15 protein-coding genes and 1 riboswitch are annotated in these 13393 nt (G+C 65.1%); of the genes, 8 read left to right on the top strand and 7 right to left on the bottom strand.

Annotation, left to right across the window (positions count from 1 at the left end):
- Positions 1–94: 94 nt before the first annotated feature.
- The 3 genes from hisS to ACR9YP_RS39220 all read left to right on the top strand — a co-directional run bounded on the left by hisS (position 95) and on the right by ACR9YP_RS39220 (position 2425).
- Positions 95–1609 carry a histidine--tRNA ligase gene (gene hisS, locus ACR9YP_RS39230; protein WP_474218566.1) on the top strand — a complete coding sequence of 505 codons (1515 nt, stop codon included), beginning with the start codon at positions 95–97 and terminating at the stop codon, positions 1607–1609.
- Positions 1610–1664: 55 nt separating this feature from the next.
- Positions 1665–1913 (top strand): tautomerase family protein, encoded by a 249-nt coding sequence (locus tag ACR9YP_RS39225; protein WP_128937147.1) that lies wholly within the window; start codon positions 1665–1667, stop codon positions 1911–1913.
- A gap of 107 nt (positions 1914–2020) precedes the next feature.
- Entirely contained in the window at positions 2021–2425 is a 405-nt protein-coding gene (locus ACR9YP_RS39220) for a thioesterase family protein (protein WP_438105130.1), read from the top strand.
- Between the two features lie 97 nt (positions 2426–2522).
- Here ACR9YP_RS39220 and proC read toward each other — a convergent pair whose 3' ends face one another.
- Positions 2523–3347: a pyrroline-5-carboxylate reductase gene (gene proC / locus ACR9YP_RS39215; RefSeq protein ID WP_438105129.1), complete on the bottom strand. Its 825-nt coding sequence runs from the start codon at positions 3345–3347 to the stop codon at positions 2523–2525.
- A 216-nt stretch (positions 3348–3563) separates the two neighbouring features.
- Positions 3564–4064, bottom strand: a complete 501-nt coding sequence (locus ACR9YP_RS39210; RefSeq protein WP_128947327.1) for a type III secretion system chaperone family protein — start codon at positions 4062–4064, stop codon at positions 3564–3566.
- Positions 4065–4496: 432 nt separating this feature from the next.
- A riboswitch (FMN riboswitch) is annotated at positions 4497–4671 on the top strand.
- 77 nt (positions 4672–4748) lie between these two features.
- Here ACR9YP_RS39210 and ACR9YP_RS39205 point away from each other — a divergent pair.
- A complete protein-coding gene (locus tag ACR9YP_RS39205; RefSeq protein ID WP_438105127.1) occupies positions 4749–5321 on the top strand; it encodes a 6,7-dimethyl-8-ribityllumazine synthase in 573 nt (190 codons plus the stop codon).
- Positions 5322–5496: 175 nt separating this feature from the next.
- On the opposite strand, the gene ACR9YP_RS39200 is transcribed toward ACR9YP_RS39205, so the two are convergent.
- The 5 genes from ACR9YP_RS39200 to lgt all read right to left on the bottom strand — a co-directional run bounded on the left by ACR9YP_RS39200 (position 5497) and on the right by lgt (position 10213).
- On the bottom strand, positions 5497–6450 hold the full coding sequence (locus ACR9YP_RS39200; protein WP_370986302.1) for a ribose-phosphate pyrophosphokinase: 954 nt from the start codon (positions 6448–6450) through the stop codon (positions 5497–5499).
- Positions 6451–6645: 195 nt separating this feature from the next.
- Positions 6646–7272, bottom strand: a complete 627-nt coding sequence (locus tag ACR9YP_RS39195; RefSeq protein ID WP_474218565.1) for a hypothetical protein — start codon at positions 7270–7272, stop codon at positions 6646–6648.
- 191 nt (positions 7273–7463) lie between these two features.
- On the bottom strand, positions 7464–8231 hold the full coding sequence (pgeF, locus tag ACR9YP_RS39190; RefSeq protein WP_438105123.1) for a peptidoglycan editing factor PgeF: 768 nt from the start codon (positions 8229–8231) through the stop codon (positions 7464–7466).
- Positions 8228–9346 carry a class I SAM-dependent methyltransferase gene (locus ACR9YP_RS39185; RefSeq protein ID WP_438105121.1) on the bottom strand — a complete coding sequence of 373 codons (1119 nt, stop codon included), beginning with the start codon at positions 9344–9346 and terminating at the stop codon, positions 8228–8230. The genes pgeF and ACR9YP_RS39185 overlap by 4 nt, the downstream gene beginning before the upstream one ends.
- Before the next feature lie 21 nt (positions 9347–9367).
- The gene (gene lgt, locus ACR9YP_RS39180) at positions 9368–10213 is read right to left on the bottom strand and encodes a prolipoprotein diacylglyceryl transferase (protein WP_474218564.1); all 846 of its coding nucleotides are present in this window, start codon (positions 10211–10213) and stop codon (positions 9368–9370) included.
- Positions 10214–10411: 198 nt separating this feature from the next.
- Here lgt and ACR9YP_RS39175 point away from each other — a divergent pair, with 198 nt between their 5' ends.
- The 4 genes from ACR9YP_RS39175 to ychF all read left to right on the top strand — a co-directional run bounded on the left by ACR9YP_RS39175 (position 10412) and on the right by ychF (position 13359).
- Positions 10412–10672, top strand: coding sequence for an accessory factor UbiK family protein (locus ACR9YP_RS39175; protein WP_370986297.1), 261 nt, complete (start codon positions 10412–10414; stop codon positions 10670–10672).
- 200 nt (positions 10673–10872) lie between these two features.
- Positions 10873–11592 carry a 50S ribosomal protein L25/general stress protein Ctc gene (locus ACR9YP_RS39170; protein WP_438105119.1) on the top strand — a complete coding sequence of 240 codons (720 nt, stop codon included), beginning with the start codon at positions 10873–10875 and terminating at the stop codon, positions 11590–11592.
- A 58-nt stretch (positions 11593–11650) separates the two neighbouring features.
- Positions 11651–12256 (top strand): aminoacyl-tRNA hydrolase, encoded by a 606-nt coding sequence (pth, locus tag ACR9YP_RS39165; RefSeq protein ID WP_474218561.1) that lies wholly within the window; start codon positions 11651–11653, stop codon positions 12254–12256.
- Between the two features lie 5 nt (positions 12257–12261).
- The gene (ychF, locus tag ACR9YP_RS39160) at positions 12262–13359 is read left to right on the top strand and encodes a redox-regulated ATPase YchF (RefSeq protein ID WP_128939793.1); all 1098 of its coding nucleotides are present in this window, start codon (positions 12262–12264) and stop codon (positions 13357–13359) included.
- The last annotated feature ends 34 nt before the right edge of the window (positions 13360–13393 follow it).

The following is a 13393-nucleotide window of genomic DNA, read 5'->3' as shown; positions in this document are numbered from 1 at the left end:
CTTCCGCGGATAGAACCCCTCACCCGTCTCGCCGCTAGCGCGGCGAGCAAAGCCAGCGGTTGCCGCATCCCGCGTCGGCTGGTAAACGCCGCGGATGGCCGAGAAACCCAAAAAACCCCAGAAACTGAAGGCGCGCCTGCCGCGCGGGCTCGAGGATCGCGATCCCGCCGCGATCCGGGCGACGCGCGAGATGGTCGAGAAGATCCGCGCCGTCTACGAACTCTATGGCTTCGAGCCGGTGGAGACGCCGGCGATGGAATTCACCGACGCACTCGGCAAATTCCTGCCCGACCAGGACCGTCCGAACGAGGGCGTGTTCTCGTTCCAGGACGACGACGAGCAGTGGATCAGCCTGCGTTACGATTTGACCGCGCCGCTCGCCCGCTATGTCGCCGAGAATTTCGACACGCTGCCAAAACCCTATCGCAGCTATCGCGCCGGCTACGTGTTCCGCAACGAGAAGCCCGGCCCCGGACGCTTCCGCCAGTTCATGCAGTTCGATGCCGACACGGTCGGCTCGGCCACGCCGGCGGCGGATGCCGAGATCTGCATGATGGCGGCGGATACGATGGAAGCGCTCGGGATTGCGCGCGGCTCCTATGTCGTGAAGGTGAACAACCGAAAAGTGCTCGACGGTGTTCTGGAAGCCATCGGGCTCGGCGGTGATGAGAATGCGGCACGCAGGCTGACCGTGCTGCGCGCGATCGACAAGCTCGACAAGTTTTCCGCCGATGAAGTGCGCAAGCTGCTCGGTCCCGGACGGTGGGATGGCGGCGAAGAAGGCAAGGGCGATTTCACGAAAGGCGCCAATCTGAGCGCCGCGGAGGCTGACGTTGTTCTTGCCATCACCAAGCCGCGCGACGATTGGAAAGAGGCAATTGCCGCGGCAGAAACCTACCTCGCCAAGAGCGAAGTCGGTCAGGCCGGCGTGAGCGAGCTTGAAGAGATTGCCAAGCTGGTCACGGCCTCGGGTTACGGCGCGGATCGTATCAAGATCGATCCCTCCGTCGTGCGCGGCCTCGAATATTACACCGGCCCGGTCTACGAGGTCGAACTTCTCCTCGACACCAAGGACGAAAAGGGCCGCCCGGTGCGCTTTGGCTCGGTCGGTGGTGGCGGACGTTATGACGGTCTCGTCTCGCGCTTTCGCGGCGAGCCGGTGCCGGCGACCGGTTTCTCGATCGGCGTCTCTCGCTTGCAGGCCGCGCTGACGCTGCTCGGCAAGCTCGACACGCGGCCGGAGTTCGGCCCCGTCGTCGTCACTGTGTTCGACCGCGATCGCGTCGCCGACTATCAGAAGATGGTCGCATCCTTGCGCACTGCCGGCATCCGCGCCGAGCTCTATCTCGGCAATCCCAAGAACATGGGCAATCAGCTTAAATATGCCGATCGCCGCAACGCGCCCTGCGTCATCATCCAGGGCTCGGATGAAAAGGCGCGCGGCGAGGTGCAGATCAAGGACCTGATCGAGGGTGCCAAGGCCGCCGCCGCGATCGCCTCCAACCAGGAATGGCGCGAGAGCCGCCCGGCGCAGTTCTCGTGCAGCGAGACCGATCTCGTCGCCAAGGTGCGCGAGGTCCTGGCGCGCCATGACGTGAGCTGGGGCTAGCCATTCGCTGACGCCGTCATGCCTGGGCTTGTCCCAGGCAGCCACGTCTTGTTTGATGGCGGCCGTCAATGGCCGGTGTTCGGCCGCAAGGGAGAGAAAAATGCCTGAGATCACCATCAGCATGGCCGAAGGCCGCACCGACGAGCAGAAGGCCGGCATGATGCGCGACATCACCCAGGCGCTGGTGAAAAATCTCGGCGTCGATGCCGATGCCGTCGTCATCCAGATCAACGAAGCCCCGCTGCGCCATAAGATGAAGGGCGGCAAGACCTTCGTGGAGCGCGCGGCGGCTGCGAAGAAGTAGCCGACGCTGGGGCTCGTAGTGCAGCCGCAGCTACAATCACAACCGTCGTCCCGGCCCCCGTGCGCAATTGCGCACTAGGCCGGGACGACAGCGGAGTTTGAGGCAGGATGGACGCACGCGACTTCATCACAATCGGCATGAGCGCCGAGCGCATGCTGGTGGTGCCGGTGGAGCGCACGGTCGGGTACTTCGTGCCCGGCATGCCCATGGTCTACGCGACGCCGATGATGATCCTGGAGATGGAGATGACATCGGGTGATGCGATCCGCTCCGCACTCCAGCCGGGCTGGGTCACCGTCGGCACCGAGGTCGACATCCGCCATCTCGCCGCCGCTCTCGTCGGTGCCACGGTGCGGACCAATGCAAAAGTGGTCGCGGTCGAGCGCCGCGTCATCCGCTTCGAGGTCGAGGCGTTCGAGGGTGCCCGCAAGCTCGGCGAGGGCCGCCACGCGCGCGGTCTCGTCAATGTCGAGATGTTCAACAAGCGGCTAGCCGCGGGCACGACGTCGTAGGGTGGGCAAAGGCGCGTAGCGCCATGCCCACCATCTTTCCGGGACCGCGATGAAGTTGGTGGGCACGCTGTCGCTTTGCCCACCCTACGGCACCTGCTTACTTCGCCAATTCCTTCGACCGCTGCGTCGCCGCCGCAATCGCGCGGATCATCAACTCGCGCAGGCCGGGCTCGCCCATCAGCACGCCAAGGGCCGCAGCGGTCGTGCCGCCGGGCGAGGTGACGTTCTGGCGCAGCGTGCTGGATGCAAGCTCGGATTGGTGCAGCAGCTCGCCGGAGCCGGCGACGGTCTCGCGCGCGAGCCTGGTCGCCAGCGCCTCGGGCAAGCCCGCCTCGACGCCGGCGCGCGCGAGCTCCTCGGCGAGCAGGAACACGTAGGCCGGGCCCGAGCCGGAGACGGCGGTGACCGCGTCCATCAGGCCTTCATCCTCGACCCATTCCACCGAGCCGGTGGCGCGCAGCAGCGCATCGGCCACCGCGCGCTGAGACGAGCTGACGTCTGGTGCGGCGACGGCGACGGTGATGCCGCGGCCGATCGCAGCCGGCGTGTTCGGCATCGCACGCACCACGGCGCCGCCGCAGACGTCCCGAAGCGAGGCGATCGTGGTGCCCGCCATGATCGAGACCACCGACGTCTTGTCCGAAACGAATGGTTTCAGCTTGACGCCGGCCTCGCGGAACATCTGCGGCTTCACCGCGACGACCAGCGTCTCGATCGTGCCGACGGTCGTCACGTCGGGATTGAGCGCAACGCCCTTGGCCGCAAGCGCGGCGATCTCGGGCGAGACGTGCGGATCGATCACGGCGACGCGGCGCGGATCGAGCCCGCCCGTCAGCCATCCGGTCAGCATCGCGCCGCCCATCTTGCCGGCGCCGGCGAGGAGGATGGTGCCGGTGATGTTTTGAAGGGTGTTGTTCGCCATCGCTGCTGCCAAATCCGTCGTCCTGGCGAAAGCCAGGACCCATTACCCCAAGTGGTTCTAGTGGATGGAGGTGTTGGCAACAAGCGCTGTGCCACACACGGGCACCTCGCGGTATGGGTCCTGGATCGGCGCGACGACAGCGCTTCGCGCCGGCGTCGCTGGTCCAGGACGACGATGAGGGGAGAGCTCTGGCTCCCTCACTTCTCGAGAGGCGCCTTACGCCTCGCCCACCGTGTCGAACATCGCCGCGTCCATGGCCTGCGCGGTGGTCTTGCCGGCCCACACCACGAACTGGAACGCCGGGAAGTAACGCTCGCAGGCGTGGATGGCGCCGGCGAGCATGGCTTCGCACTGCGCGGTCGAGGCGGTGAGCCCGCCCGGCAGCACCAGCGCCTGGCGGTGCATGATCATGCCGGTGTTGGTCCATAGGTCGAAATGGCCGACCCACAATTGCTCGTTGACCGCCGCGACGAGCCGCTGCACCTCGCTCCGGCGCGGCAGCGGAATCTTCATGTCGAAGGCGCAGGCCAGATGCAGCGCCTCGATCTCGCCCATCCAGGTGAAGGAGAGCTGGTAGTCGGTCCATTGTCCCTTCGAGACAATCGTGAGTTCGTCTTCGCCGGAGCGTTCGAACGGCCAGTTGTTGCTGGCAGCGATATCCTCGACCACCGCGAGCGGATGGTTCTTGGAATCGATAGTGCCTTCGAGCAGGGACATGCCGTCTCGACCTCTTGCCTTCTTGTTGTCTTTGATACGCACGCGGTTGGCCCGGCGCGCGCTCCCTTCACGTCGCTACGGCGATCCCTGGGGTCGCTCTCGCTATCCCCTCGGATCAACGCGGGCCTGTCGCGGATCAAGTGATGTGATTTGCGGAATCTGCGCAACGGGGTCCCGAGTCCGTCCACAAGCCAGGACTCCTTCGTCCACAGCTCATCTCCGCCACAATTCTTAACGGGGCGAGGCAAAGCCGGACGAAGCAGAACAAACCGGAATCGGATTCGGGCGGCGGGCTTCAATCGCTAATTCCGTCCCGCGAGGGCCGCTCCCACCGCGACGGCATGGGACCATGCGATTTGCCCATGCGGAACGCGCTTGCCGCGACGGCTCGCCGGCGGCATATTTCGCCTCAGGCCGTTCATCCCGAGCGGCCGATGTTCTCAGGGCGGGGTGAAAGTCCCCACCGGCGGTAAGGGCCGAAAGGCCTAAGCCCGCGAGCGCCTTCCCCCAGGTTCTGTCCTGAAAAGGATTTCACTGAAGGGAAGGGTCAGCAGATTCGGTGCAACTCCGAAGCCGACGGTCAAAGTCCGGATGAAAGAGAACGGTCGGTGGCAGACGCATCGCAAGATGCGGCTGTTTGTCGTTCCGTGTGCCCTGATTCTGGTCCTTAAACCGAGGAAAGCCATGAATCAGATGTTGCAAGATCCCCAAGTCCAAACCTCCAAAGTCGAAACTGAGGTCGCCCGACCGCCGGTTCCGCAGGATCCTGCGCCCGAACACCCGCGCTTCGCAAAGCCGCAGCGGGTGGCCTTCGTGCAGGCCTGCTGGCACCGCGACGTGGTCGCGGAGGCCCGCATCGCCTTCCTAAAGGAGGCAGAAGCGCGGCACCTTACCCATGTCGACGTGTTCGAGGTGCCGGGCTCGTTCGAGATCCCGCTGCACGCACAGGTCCTCGCCAAGACGCGGCGCTACACCGCGATCGTCGCGGCCGGCCTCGTCGTCGATGGCGGCATCTACCGCCATGAGTTCGTCGCCGACACAGTGATCAAGGCGCTGATGGACGTGCAGCTGCGCACCGAGGTGCCGGTGTTCTCGGCGGTGCTGACGCCGCAGCAATTCCACGAGACCGAGGTGCACTACGACTTCTTCCGCAAGCATTTTGCGATCAAGGGCGTGGAGGTCGCGGCCGCCTGCGCGGAGACACTGCTCGGCCTCGAACGCCTGCGCGGCCAGGTCGCGGCGGGGATCGTGGGGTAGTAAGGGGCGGAAGGACCGCGCACTCCCTCGCCCCGCTTGCGGGGAGAGGGTGGGGTGAGGGGAGTCTCAGCGGGGACGGTGAGAGTTGGACTCGCGGAGAGTCCCCCTCACCCGGATCGCATCTGCGATGCAATCCGGCCTCTCCCCGCACGCGGGGAGAGGCGAAGAAGAAAAATCAGTCGAACAGGCTCGACACCGACTCTTCGGCCGCCGTGCGCGCGATCGCATCCGAGATCAGGCTGGCGATCGGCAGCATCCGGATGTTCGGCGCCTTGGTCACCGCATCGGTCGGCAGGATCGAGTCGGTGATCACCAGCTCCTTCAGCTTCGAGCCGGAGATGCGGGCGGCGGCGCCGCCGGAGAGCACGCCGTGGGTGATGTAGGCGTAGACGTCCTTGGCACCCTTGGCGATCAGCGCGTCGGCTGCGTTCACCAGCGTGCCGCCGGAATCGACGATGTCGTCGACGAGGATACAGGTGTGGCCGGCGACGTCACCGATCACGTTCATGACCTCGGACTCGCCCGGACGCTCGCGGCGCTTGTCGACGATGGCGAGTGGAGTGTTGATGCGTTTGGCAAGGCCGCGCGCACGGGCCACGCCGCCGACGTCGGGCGAGATCACCATCACCTTGGAGAGGTCGAACTTCTCCTTGATGTCGCGCACCATCAGCGGGGCCGCGTAGAGATTGTCGGTCGGGATGTCGAAGAAGCCCTGGATCTGGCCGGCATGCAGGTCGAGCGTCATGACGCGGTCGACGCCGGCCTGCATGATCAGATTGGCGACGAGCTTGGCCGAGATCGGCGTGCGCGAACCCGATTTGCGGTCCTGCCGGGCATAGCCGAAATAGGGCAGCACCGCGGTGATCCGGCGCGCCGAGGAGCGGCGCAGCGCGTCGGTGATGATCAGCAATTCCATCAGATGGTCGTTCGCCGGGAAGGACGTCGACTGGATGATGAACGCATCCGAGCCGCGGACGTTCTCCTGAATCTCGACGAAGATCTCCATGTCGGCAAAGCGCCGGACCACCGCCTTGGTCAGCGGCAGGTCGAGGCCTTGCGCAATGGCCTGAGCGAGAGCCGGATTGGAGTTGCCGGCGACGAGCTTGATGGAGCCGTTTTTGGCCGACATGGACGCTTCCTCCCGCGCTTTGCTGGATACGACGTTCAACATCCTACGAATACCCACTGGAAGCACGGTTACGACGGGCGAGGAAATATCAGGCCGGGGGCGGCAATGGCAACCCGGGATGCTACGTTTTCCCTTCGAAAATCCCGAGTCGGGCCAACGGTTTGGCCGTAACTTGGGCCCGTGGTTTAGCGGGGGTTATTGCTCGGCATAGCCGAGCGCCGTGACCGGCATCTCCGCCGCCGGCGCCTCCCGGATCACGCCTGCCACCGCCGGTCCCCGCAGGTTCGGAGCAGTGCCCGGGGCATCGGGCGTTCCGTTGATCATGTTGGAAAGTCCGCTGAATCCGGCCTGGGCGATCTTGCGCAGCACGAGATCGTCGGCAGCCGCCCAAGGATCACGGGCACCATCGCGGCCACCCTTCGCCGAGGTCGGTTCCTCGCCGGAGAGGCGCAGCGCCCGCTGCTGGTTGGCGTCGTAGACATCCCAGACCCAGGCGATCACGGTCTTGCCGCGCACGACCTGGGCGGAGAGGTAGCTGCGCACGCGATAGGCGGCCGTGCCCTCGCGGGAGACCACGGACAGGCTGCGCAGCTTGGATTCGCTGTCGAGCACGCCGACCATGCGGTCGAACACCTGCGGTGGTGGCCCATCGATCGATTCGAAGGCGACCGTTGCGCCGCTGCCACCGCTCGGCGCCATCGCATAGGAATTGCTCGGCGCATTGCCGCCGGCGCAGCCGGCGAGCATGGTCGCAGCCGCCAGCAGCATGACCGCCAGCACGCGCGAGCCCGCGCGGCGCGGAAAAGATGACGCTTCCCTCATTATGGAGGGCAGCGATATCGTTAAAATCGATTAAGGTCTAGGGCGGGAGCGCCACAAACGCACTGTCATTCCGGGGCGCGCCACCCGGCGCGAGCCCGGAATCCATTTCGCCGTGTGATCTGCCGCACGATGGATTCCGGGTTCTCGCTTCGCGAGCCCCGGAATGACGATCGTTAATGTTGCCGGTGTGTTCACGCTTCCAGCGCGATCGCGTGAATGTGGCGGCCGTAATCCGGCTCCTTGCGATGCACCGAGCGGCGGTAGCTGAAGAAGCGCTCGTCGGCGTAGGTGTCGAGGCCGAGATCGTCGATCATCAGGATGCCGGCGGCTTCGAGCCGCTTGCGGATGAAGCCGGCGAGATCGAACATCGCATGGCCCTCGCGCACCGACGGGATGAAGAACATGGCGTTCTCCGCGTCGGCTTCGATGAAGCGTGCCACGAACTCGTTGCCGACTTCGTAACTTTCCTGCCGGATCAAGGGGCCGATCGCGGCGATGATGCCGCCGCGGGTGGCGCCGAGTTTCTCCATTGCCGAGATCGTTGCTTCCAGCACGCCTGATAGCGCACCCTTCCAGCCGGCATGGGCGCCGCCGATCACGCGTGCGTTGGGATCGACGAACAGCACCGGCCCGCAATCGGCGGTGGAGACGCCCAGCGCGATGCCGGGCGTCTTGGTGACGAGTGCGTCACCCTTCGGGCGCGGTCTGCTCGGCCACGGCATTTCGGCGACGAGCACGTCGGGCGAATGGATCTGGTGCAGGCTGAGGAAACGTTCCGGCGCGACGCCGACATGTTCGGCCATGCGGCGGCGGTTCTCCGCGACGAGGGCCTGATCGTCGTTGGAGCCGAGCCCGCCGTTCAGCGCCGAATAGATGCCGCTGGAGACGCCGCCCTCGCGGGTGAAGAAGGCGTGGCGCAGACCGGGCACGGCCGACAGCAGCGACGAAACAAGCGTCATGAGGGCTCTCCAGCCTGTTCGAGATCGCTGAGGCCGGCAAGGCCGGATAGCCGCGGCTCGGAGATGCCGAGCACCTTGAACATCGAGCCCATGCCGCTGCGCCCGGTATCGGTCAGACGCTTGAGCGCCACCGAAATGTCGGTGGCGACTTCGGGCGGCGCCTTCTGCATCAGCGCCGCCGCGCGGGTGCCGATGCCGACGCGCTTGAGGAAGTCGCCTTGCGTCACCGGCCCGTGCACGCGCGCGCCGACATCCTCGGCCGCGCGCGCGAGCGCCTGGAAGTCGACATGGGCGGTGACGTCGGCCTGGCCCGGCGCCTTCAAGGGATCGGTGAAGCTGTGACGCGCAATGGCCTGAAACGTATCGCCGGCATCGCTGCGCAAATGGCCGTAGTCGATGATCAGCGCCGCGCCATCCTGGTCGCGCACGCGCGTCGCAAGCTTCATGATCTCGCCATCGGGCCGCCATTCGAACACGGCGCCGATGGGCGCGGCACGCACCAAGGGCGGCAGCAGCACGTCGAAGCGCGGCGTCGGCTCGGGCGCCGCGCCGAATTGAAGCTTGCCGTTGGGATCGATCTCGATCACGCGCTCGTGCCAGCCGTTCTCGTGCCGGACCATCTGATGGATCGGCAGCACATCGAAATATTCATTGGCGAGGATGATGCTCGGGCCTTCCGGCACCTCGTCGATGCTGTCGTGCCAGGCGATGTTGCGCACGGCGGACAGTGTCGCGCTCTGCCGGTCGCGCAGCACCGGATTGACCTCGACCATGTGGATATAGAGCGCCTGGTAGAGCGGCGGCAGCACGCGCAATGCGCGCAGCGCGTCCGCCATCATGGTGCCGCGGCCGGGGCCGAGCTCGATCAACCGCAGAAATTGCGGCGAGCCCATCTGCTTCCACACCGAGGCGGCCCACAGCCCCAAGAGCTCGCCGAACATCTGGCTGACCTCGGGCGCGGTGGTGAAATCGCCCTCACGCCCGAGCGGATCGCGCGAGACGTAATAGCCATAGCGCGGGTGCATCAAGCACAGTTCCATGTAGCGCCAGACCGGCATCGGGCCTGAGGATTTGATCAGCGCCTTGATCTCGTTGAGTAGCGGCGAGTCGGTCACGATCCATGTTCTCGAAATGATTTAACGAATGGCCTCGATAGGCTTCGGCGCGCCGCGCCGGATAGCCCATACAATAAGTATGGCGCCGACGATAAGCATCGGGATCGACAACAGCATGCCCATGGTTAATCCGCCCCAGAGGAAGCCGAGCTGTGCGTCGGGTTCGCGGAAGTGTTCGCCGGCGATCCGGGTCAGACCATAGATCAGGATGAAGGCACCGAGGATCATGCCGGGCCGCTTCAGGGCACCGAAGCGGATCATGACAGCGAGCACCGTGAACAGCAGGATGCCCTCCATGCCGGCCTCATAGAGCTGGCTCGGATGGCGCGGCAGCTGTGTGGGATCGTTCGGGAAGATCATCGCCCAAGGCAGGCTCGCATCGGTGGCGCGGCCCCACAATTCGCCATTGATGAAATTGGCGATGCGTCCGAGCAGCAGCCCGACCGGGGCGACCGCGGTGGTGATGTCGCCGAGCGACAGGATCGAGATGCCGCCTCGATAAGCAAACAACATCACCGCGACGACGCAGCCGAGGAAGCCGCCATGAAAGGACATCCCGCCCTCCCACAATTTGAAGATCGCAGCGGGATGCTCGATGAAGAAAGGCAGATTGTAGAACAGGACGTAGCCAGTGCGGCCGCCGAGGATGATGCCGAGCGTGACCCAGAGGATGAAGTCGTCGATCTGGAGCAGCGAGATCGGTGCGGGTCCGCCCCACAGACGGTGGTTCTTCAGGAGCGAGCGCGCATAGAGCCAGCCGAACACGATGCCGCAGATATAGGCCAGCGCGTACCAGCGGATCGCGAACGGACCGATCTCGATCGCGATCGGCTTGAAGGCTGGGAAGTCGATGAGCAAAAAGGGCATCGCGCCTTCTATGTCTGGACGAGATTGCGGCGATCGAGCGCCAGCAGACGCCCTGTGATTCTTCTTATGCAGGGACGTTGAGTACGATTGCAAGGAAACCGGAGCATGACAAGGATACCCCCGCTCGGCCCTTGAACCGTTCCCTTCGGATTGCCATTGTGTTTCGCAGAGTTCGCGCAAAGTTTATCGGAGGCCGCCATGACCCAGACCAGCAACCGGTTTTTCGACGAGATCGGCCGCCTGATGAATGACGCCGCCGGTGCCGCCCAAGGCGTCAAGCGCGAGTTCGACACGGTGATGCGCACCCAGGCGGAAAAATTCCTGCGCGACATGGATCTGGTCAAGCGCGAGGAGTTCGAGGCGGTCAAGGACATGGCCCGCCTCGCCCGCGAGGAGAACGAGGCGCTGAAGGCAAGGATCGCCGCGCTGGAGGCCAAGCTCGGCGGCGCGCCGACGTAAGGGCATCCTTTCTTCTTATCCTCCCCTGGAGGGGGAGGGTGGGAACTCGGGCCGGCAGCCCATTCTCCTTGTCATTTCCGCATCTTCCGGGTAAAAGCCCGCCACGTCTGCGGCCCCCGCACCCCTGGAGGCTTGCTGCGGACTATGCCATGGGCCGCGCTGCGGCCCATTAACTTTTGCAAAAACAAGGACTTAACGACATGGCGACGACCGTCAAGGAATTGAAGGCGACCGCACGTCCGAAGAGCGGCAAGGGGGCCGCCCGGGCTGAGCGTCGCGCCGGCAGAGTGCCGGGAGTGATCTACGGCAACAACCAGCCCCCGGTGACGATCTCGATTGAAGATCGCGACTTGCGCCAGCGCATCCTCGCCGGCCGGTTCCTGACCACGCTGGTCGACATCGACCTCGAGGGCAAGAAGCACCGCGTGATTCCGCGCGACTATCACCTCGATCCGGTCAAGGACTTCCCGATCCATGTCGACTTCATGCGGCTCGGCGAAGGCGCCACCATCCGCATCAGCGTGCCCTTGCACGTGGTGAAGGCGGAAGGCTCGCCCGGCGTGAAGCGCGGCGGCACCGTCAACATCGTCGCCCACGCGATCGACCTCGAATGCGGTGTCGAGAGCATTCCGCAATACATCGAGGCCGACGTCGGCTCGCTCGAAATCGGTCACTCCCTGCATCTGTCGGACATCAAGCTGCCGGCCGGTGTGAAGGCGATGACCCGCGAGGACGCGACCCTCGTCACCATCGTCCCGCCGTCGGGCTACGCCGAAGAGCAGAAGGCGGCGGCTGCGGCTGCGGCGGGTGGTGCGGCTCCGGCCGCGGGTGCTGCTGCTCCGGCGGCTGCTCCGGCTGCGGGCGCTGCTGCTCCGGCTGCGGCTGCCAAGGCTCCGGCCGGCGGCGACAAGAAGAAGTAATCTCTCAAAGCTGGCGCGCGGTCCTTGATCGCGCGCCGAGCGAGGGGCGCGCCGCGTCATGCGACTCTTTGTTGGGCTCGGCAATCCCGGCGCGAAATACGCACGTAACCGGCACAATATCGGCTTCATGGCCGTCGACGAGATCGCGCGGCGTCATGGCTTTGCGCCATGGCGCCGCCGCTTTCAGGGCGAGACCTCGGAAGGCACGCTCGGCACCGAGCGCGTCATCCTGCTCAAGCCCGCGACCTACATGAACGAGTCCGGCCGCGCCGTGCAGGAGGCGGCAGGCTTCTTCAAGATCGCTCTGGGCGACGTCACCGTGTTCCATGACGAGCTCGAGCTGCCGCCGGGCAAGGTGCGGGTGAAGATCGGCGGCGGCATCGCCGGGCACAACGGCCTGCGTTCGATCTCGGCCCATATCGGCAACGACTATCGCCGGGTGCGGCTCGGCATCGGTCATCCCGGCATCAAGGACTTGGTGCATGGCCACGTGCTGTCGGACTTCGCCAAGGCCGACAACGAATGGGTGGCGACGCTGTGCAACGCGGTTGCCGAGCACGCGGCACTGATCGCCAAGGGCACGGACGCGACCTTCGCCAACAGGGTGCATCTCGCCATGCAGGCGAAGGGATTTTTGACCAAGGACGAGAACGGCAAGGAATAACGCTCGTGGGATTCAAATGCGGGATTGTCGGGTTGCCCAATGTCGGCAAATCGACCTTGTTCAATGCGCTGACCGAGACGGCCGCGGCGCAGGCCGCGAACTATCCGTTCTGCACGATCGAGCCGAATGTCGGCGAAGTCGCCGTGCCCGATCCGCGGCAGGAGAAGCTCGCGGCCATCGCCAAGTCGGGACAGATCATCCCGACGCGATTGACCTTCGTCGACATCGCCGGCCTCGTGCGCGGCGCCTCCAAGGGCGAAGGCCTCGGCAACCAGTTCCTCGCCAACATCCGCGAGGTCGACGCGATCGCGCATGTCGTGCGCTGCTTTGAGGATTCCGACGTTACCCATGTCGAGGGCAAGATCGCGCCGCTCGCCGACATCGAGACCATCGAGACCGAGCTGATGCTCGCCGACCTCGACAGCCTCGAGAAGCGTGTCGACAACCTCTCCAAGAAAGCCAAAGGCAACGACAAGGACGCCAAGGAGCAGCTCGACCTCGTCAACCGCACGCTGGTGCTGCTGCGCGAGGGCAAGCCCGCCCGCCTCGTCGAGCGCAAGGCCGAGGAGGAGCGCGCTTTCTCCATGCTGGGGCTGCTCTCATCAAAGCCCGTGCTCTACGTCTGCAACGTCGAGGAAGGCTCGGCCGCCACAGGCAATTCGTTCTCCAAGGCCGTGCAGGAGCAGGCCGCCAAGGAAGGCGCCGTCGCCGTCGTCATCTCCGCCAAGATCGAGTCGGAGATCGCGACAATCTCGCGTGAAGAACGCGCTGACTTCCTGGAGACGCTGGGTCTCGAAGAAGCCGGTCTCGACCGCCTGATCCGCGCCGGCTACACGCTGCTCGACCTCATCACCTATTTCACGGTGGGGCCGAAGGAAGCGCGCGCCTGGACCATCCATCGCGGTACCAAGGCGCCGGCGGCGGCCGGTGTGATCCACACCGACTTCGAGAAGGGTTTCATTCGCGCCGAGACCATCGCGTATGACGACTACGTCGCCCTCGGCGGCGAAGCCGGCGCCCGTGATGCCGGCAAGCTGCGGCTCGAAGGCAAGGAATACGTCGTCGCCGACGGCGACGTGATGCATTTCAGGTTTAATACGTAAGATCTCGATAGATTCGTAGGGTGGGTTAGCCCTT

It is taken from the genome of Bradyrhizobium sp. BR14999, from assembly GCF_056106085.1.
Note: the sequence above shows the minus strand (reverse complement) of the source record. Positions and strands in the feature narration are given on the sequence as shown.

What these genes read in the sequence shown, in the direction of transcription:
- hisS (WP_474218566.1), top strand. Translation starts at nt 95, where the DNA reads ATGGCCGAGAAACCCAAAAAACCCCAGAAACTGAAGGCGCGCCTGCCG.
- ACR9YP_RS39225 (WP_128937147.1), top strand. Translation starts at nt 1,665, where the DNA reads ATGGCGGCCGTCAATGGCCGGTGTTCGGCCGCAAGGGAGAGAAAAATG.
- ACR9YP_RS39220 (WP_438105130.1), top strand. Translation starts at nt 2,021, where the DNA reads ATGGACGCACGCGACTTCATCACAATCGGCATGAGCGCCGAGCGCATG.
- proC (WP_438105129.1), bottom strand. Translation starts at nt 3,347, where the DNA reads ATGGCGAACAACACCCTTCAAAACATCACCGGCACCATCCTCCTCGCC.
- ACR9YP_RS39210 (WP_128947327.1), bottom strand. Translation starts at nt 4,064, where the DNA reads ATGTCCCTGCTCGAAGGCACTATCGATTCCAAGAACCATCCGCTCGCG.
- ACR9YP_RS39205 (WP_438105127.1), top strand. Translation starts at nt 4,749, where the DNA reads ATGAATCAGATGTTGCAAGATCCCCAAGTCCAAACCTCCAAAGTCGAA.
- ACR9YP_RS39200 (WP_370986302.1), bottom strand. Translation starts at nt 6,450, where the DNA reads ATGTCGGCCAAAAACGGCTCCATCAAGCTCGTCGCCGGCAACTCCAAT.
- ACR9YP_RS39195 (WP_474218565.1), bottom strand. Translation starts at nt 7,272, where the DNA reads ATGAGGGAAGCGTCATCTTTTCCGCGCCGCGCGGGCTCGCGCGTGCTG.
- pgeF (WP_438105123.1), bottom strand. Translation starts at nt 8,231, where the DNA reads ATGACGCTTGTTTCGTCGCTGCTGTCGGCCGTGCCCGGTCTGCGCCAC.
- lgt (WP_474218564.1), bottom strand. Translation starts at nt 10,213, where the DNA reads ATGCCCTTTTTGCTCATCGACTTCCCAGCCTTCAAGCCGATCGCGATC.
- ACR9YP_RS39175 (WP_370986297.1), top strand. Translation starts at nt 10,412, where the DNA reads ATGACCCAGACCAGCAACCGGTTTTTCGACGAGATCGGCCGCCTGATG.
- ACR9YP_RS39170 (WP_438105119.1), top strand. Translation starts at nt 10,873, where the DNA reads ATGGCGACGACCGTCAAGGAATTGAAGGCGACCGCACGTCCGAAGAGC.
- pth (WP_474218561.1), top strand. Translation starts at nt 11,651, where the DNA reads ATGCGACTCTTTGTTGGGCTCGGCAATCCCGGCGCGAAATACGCACGT.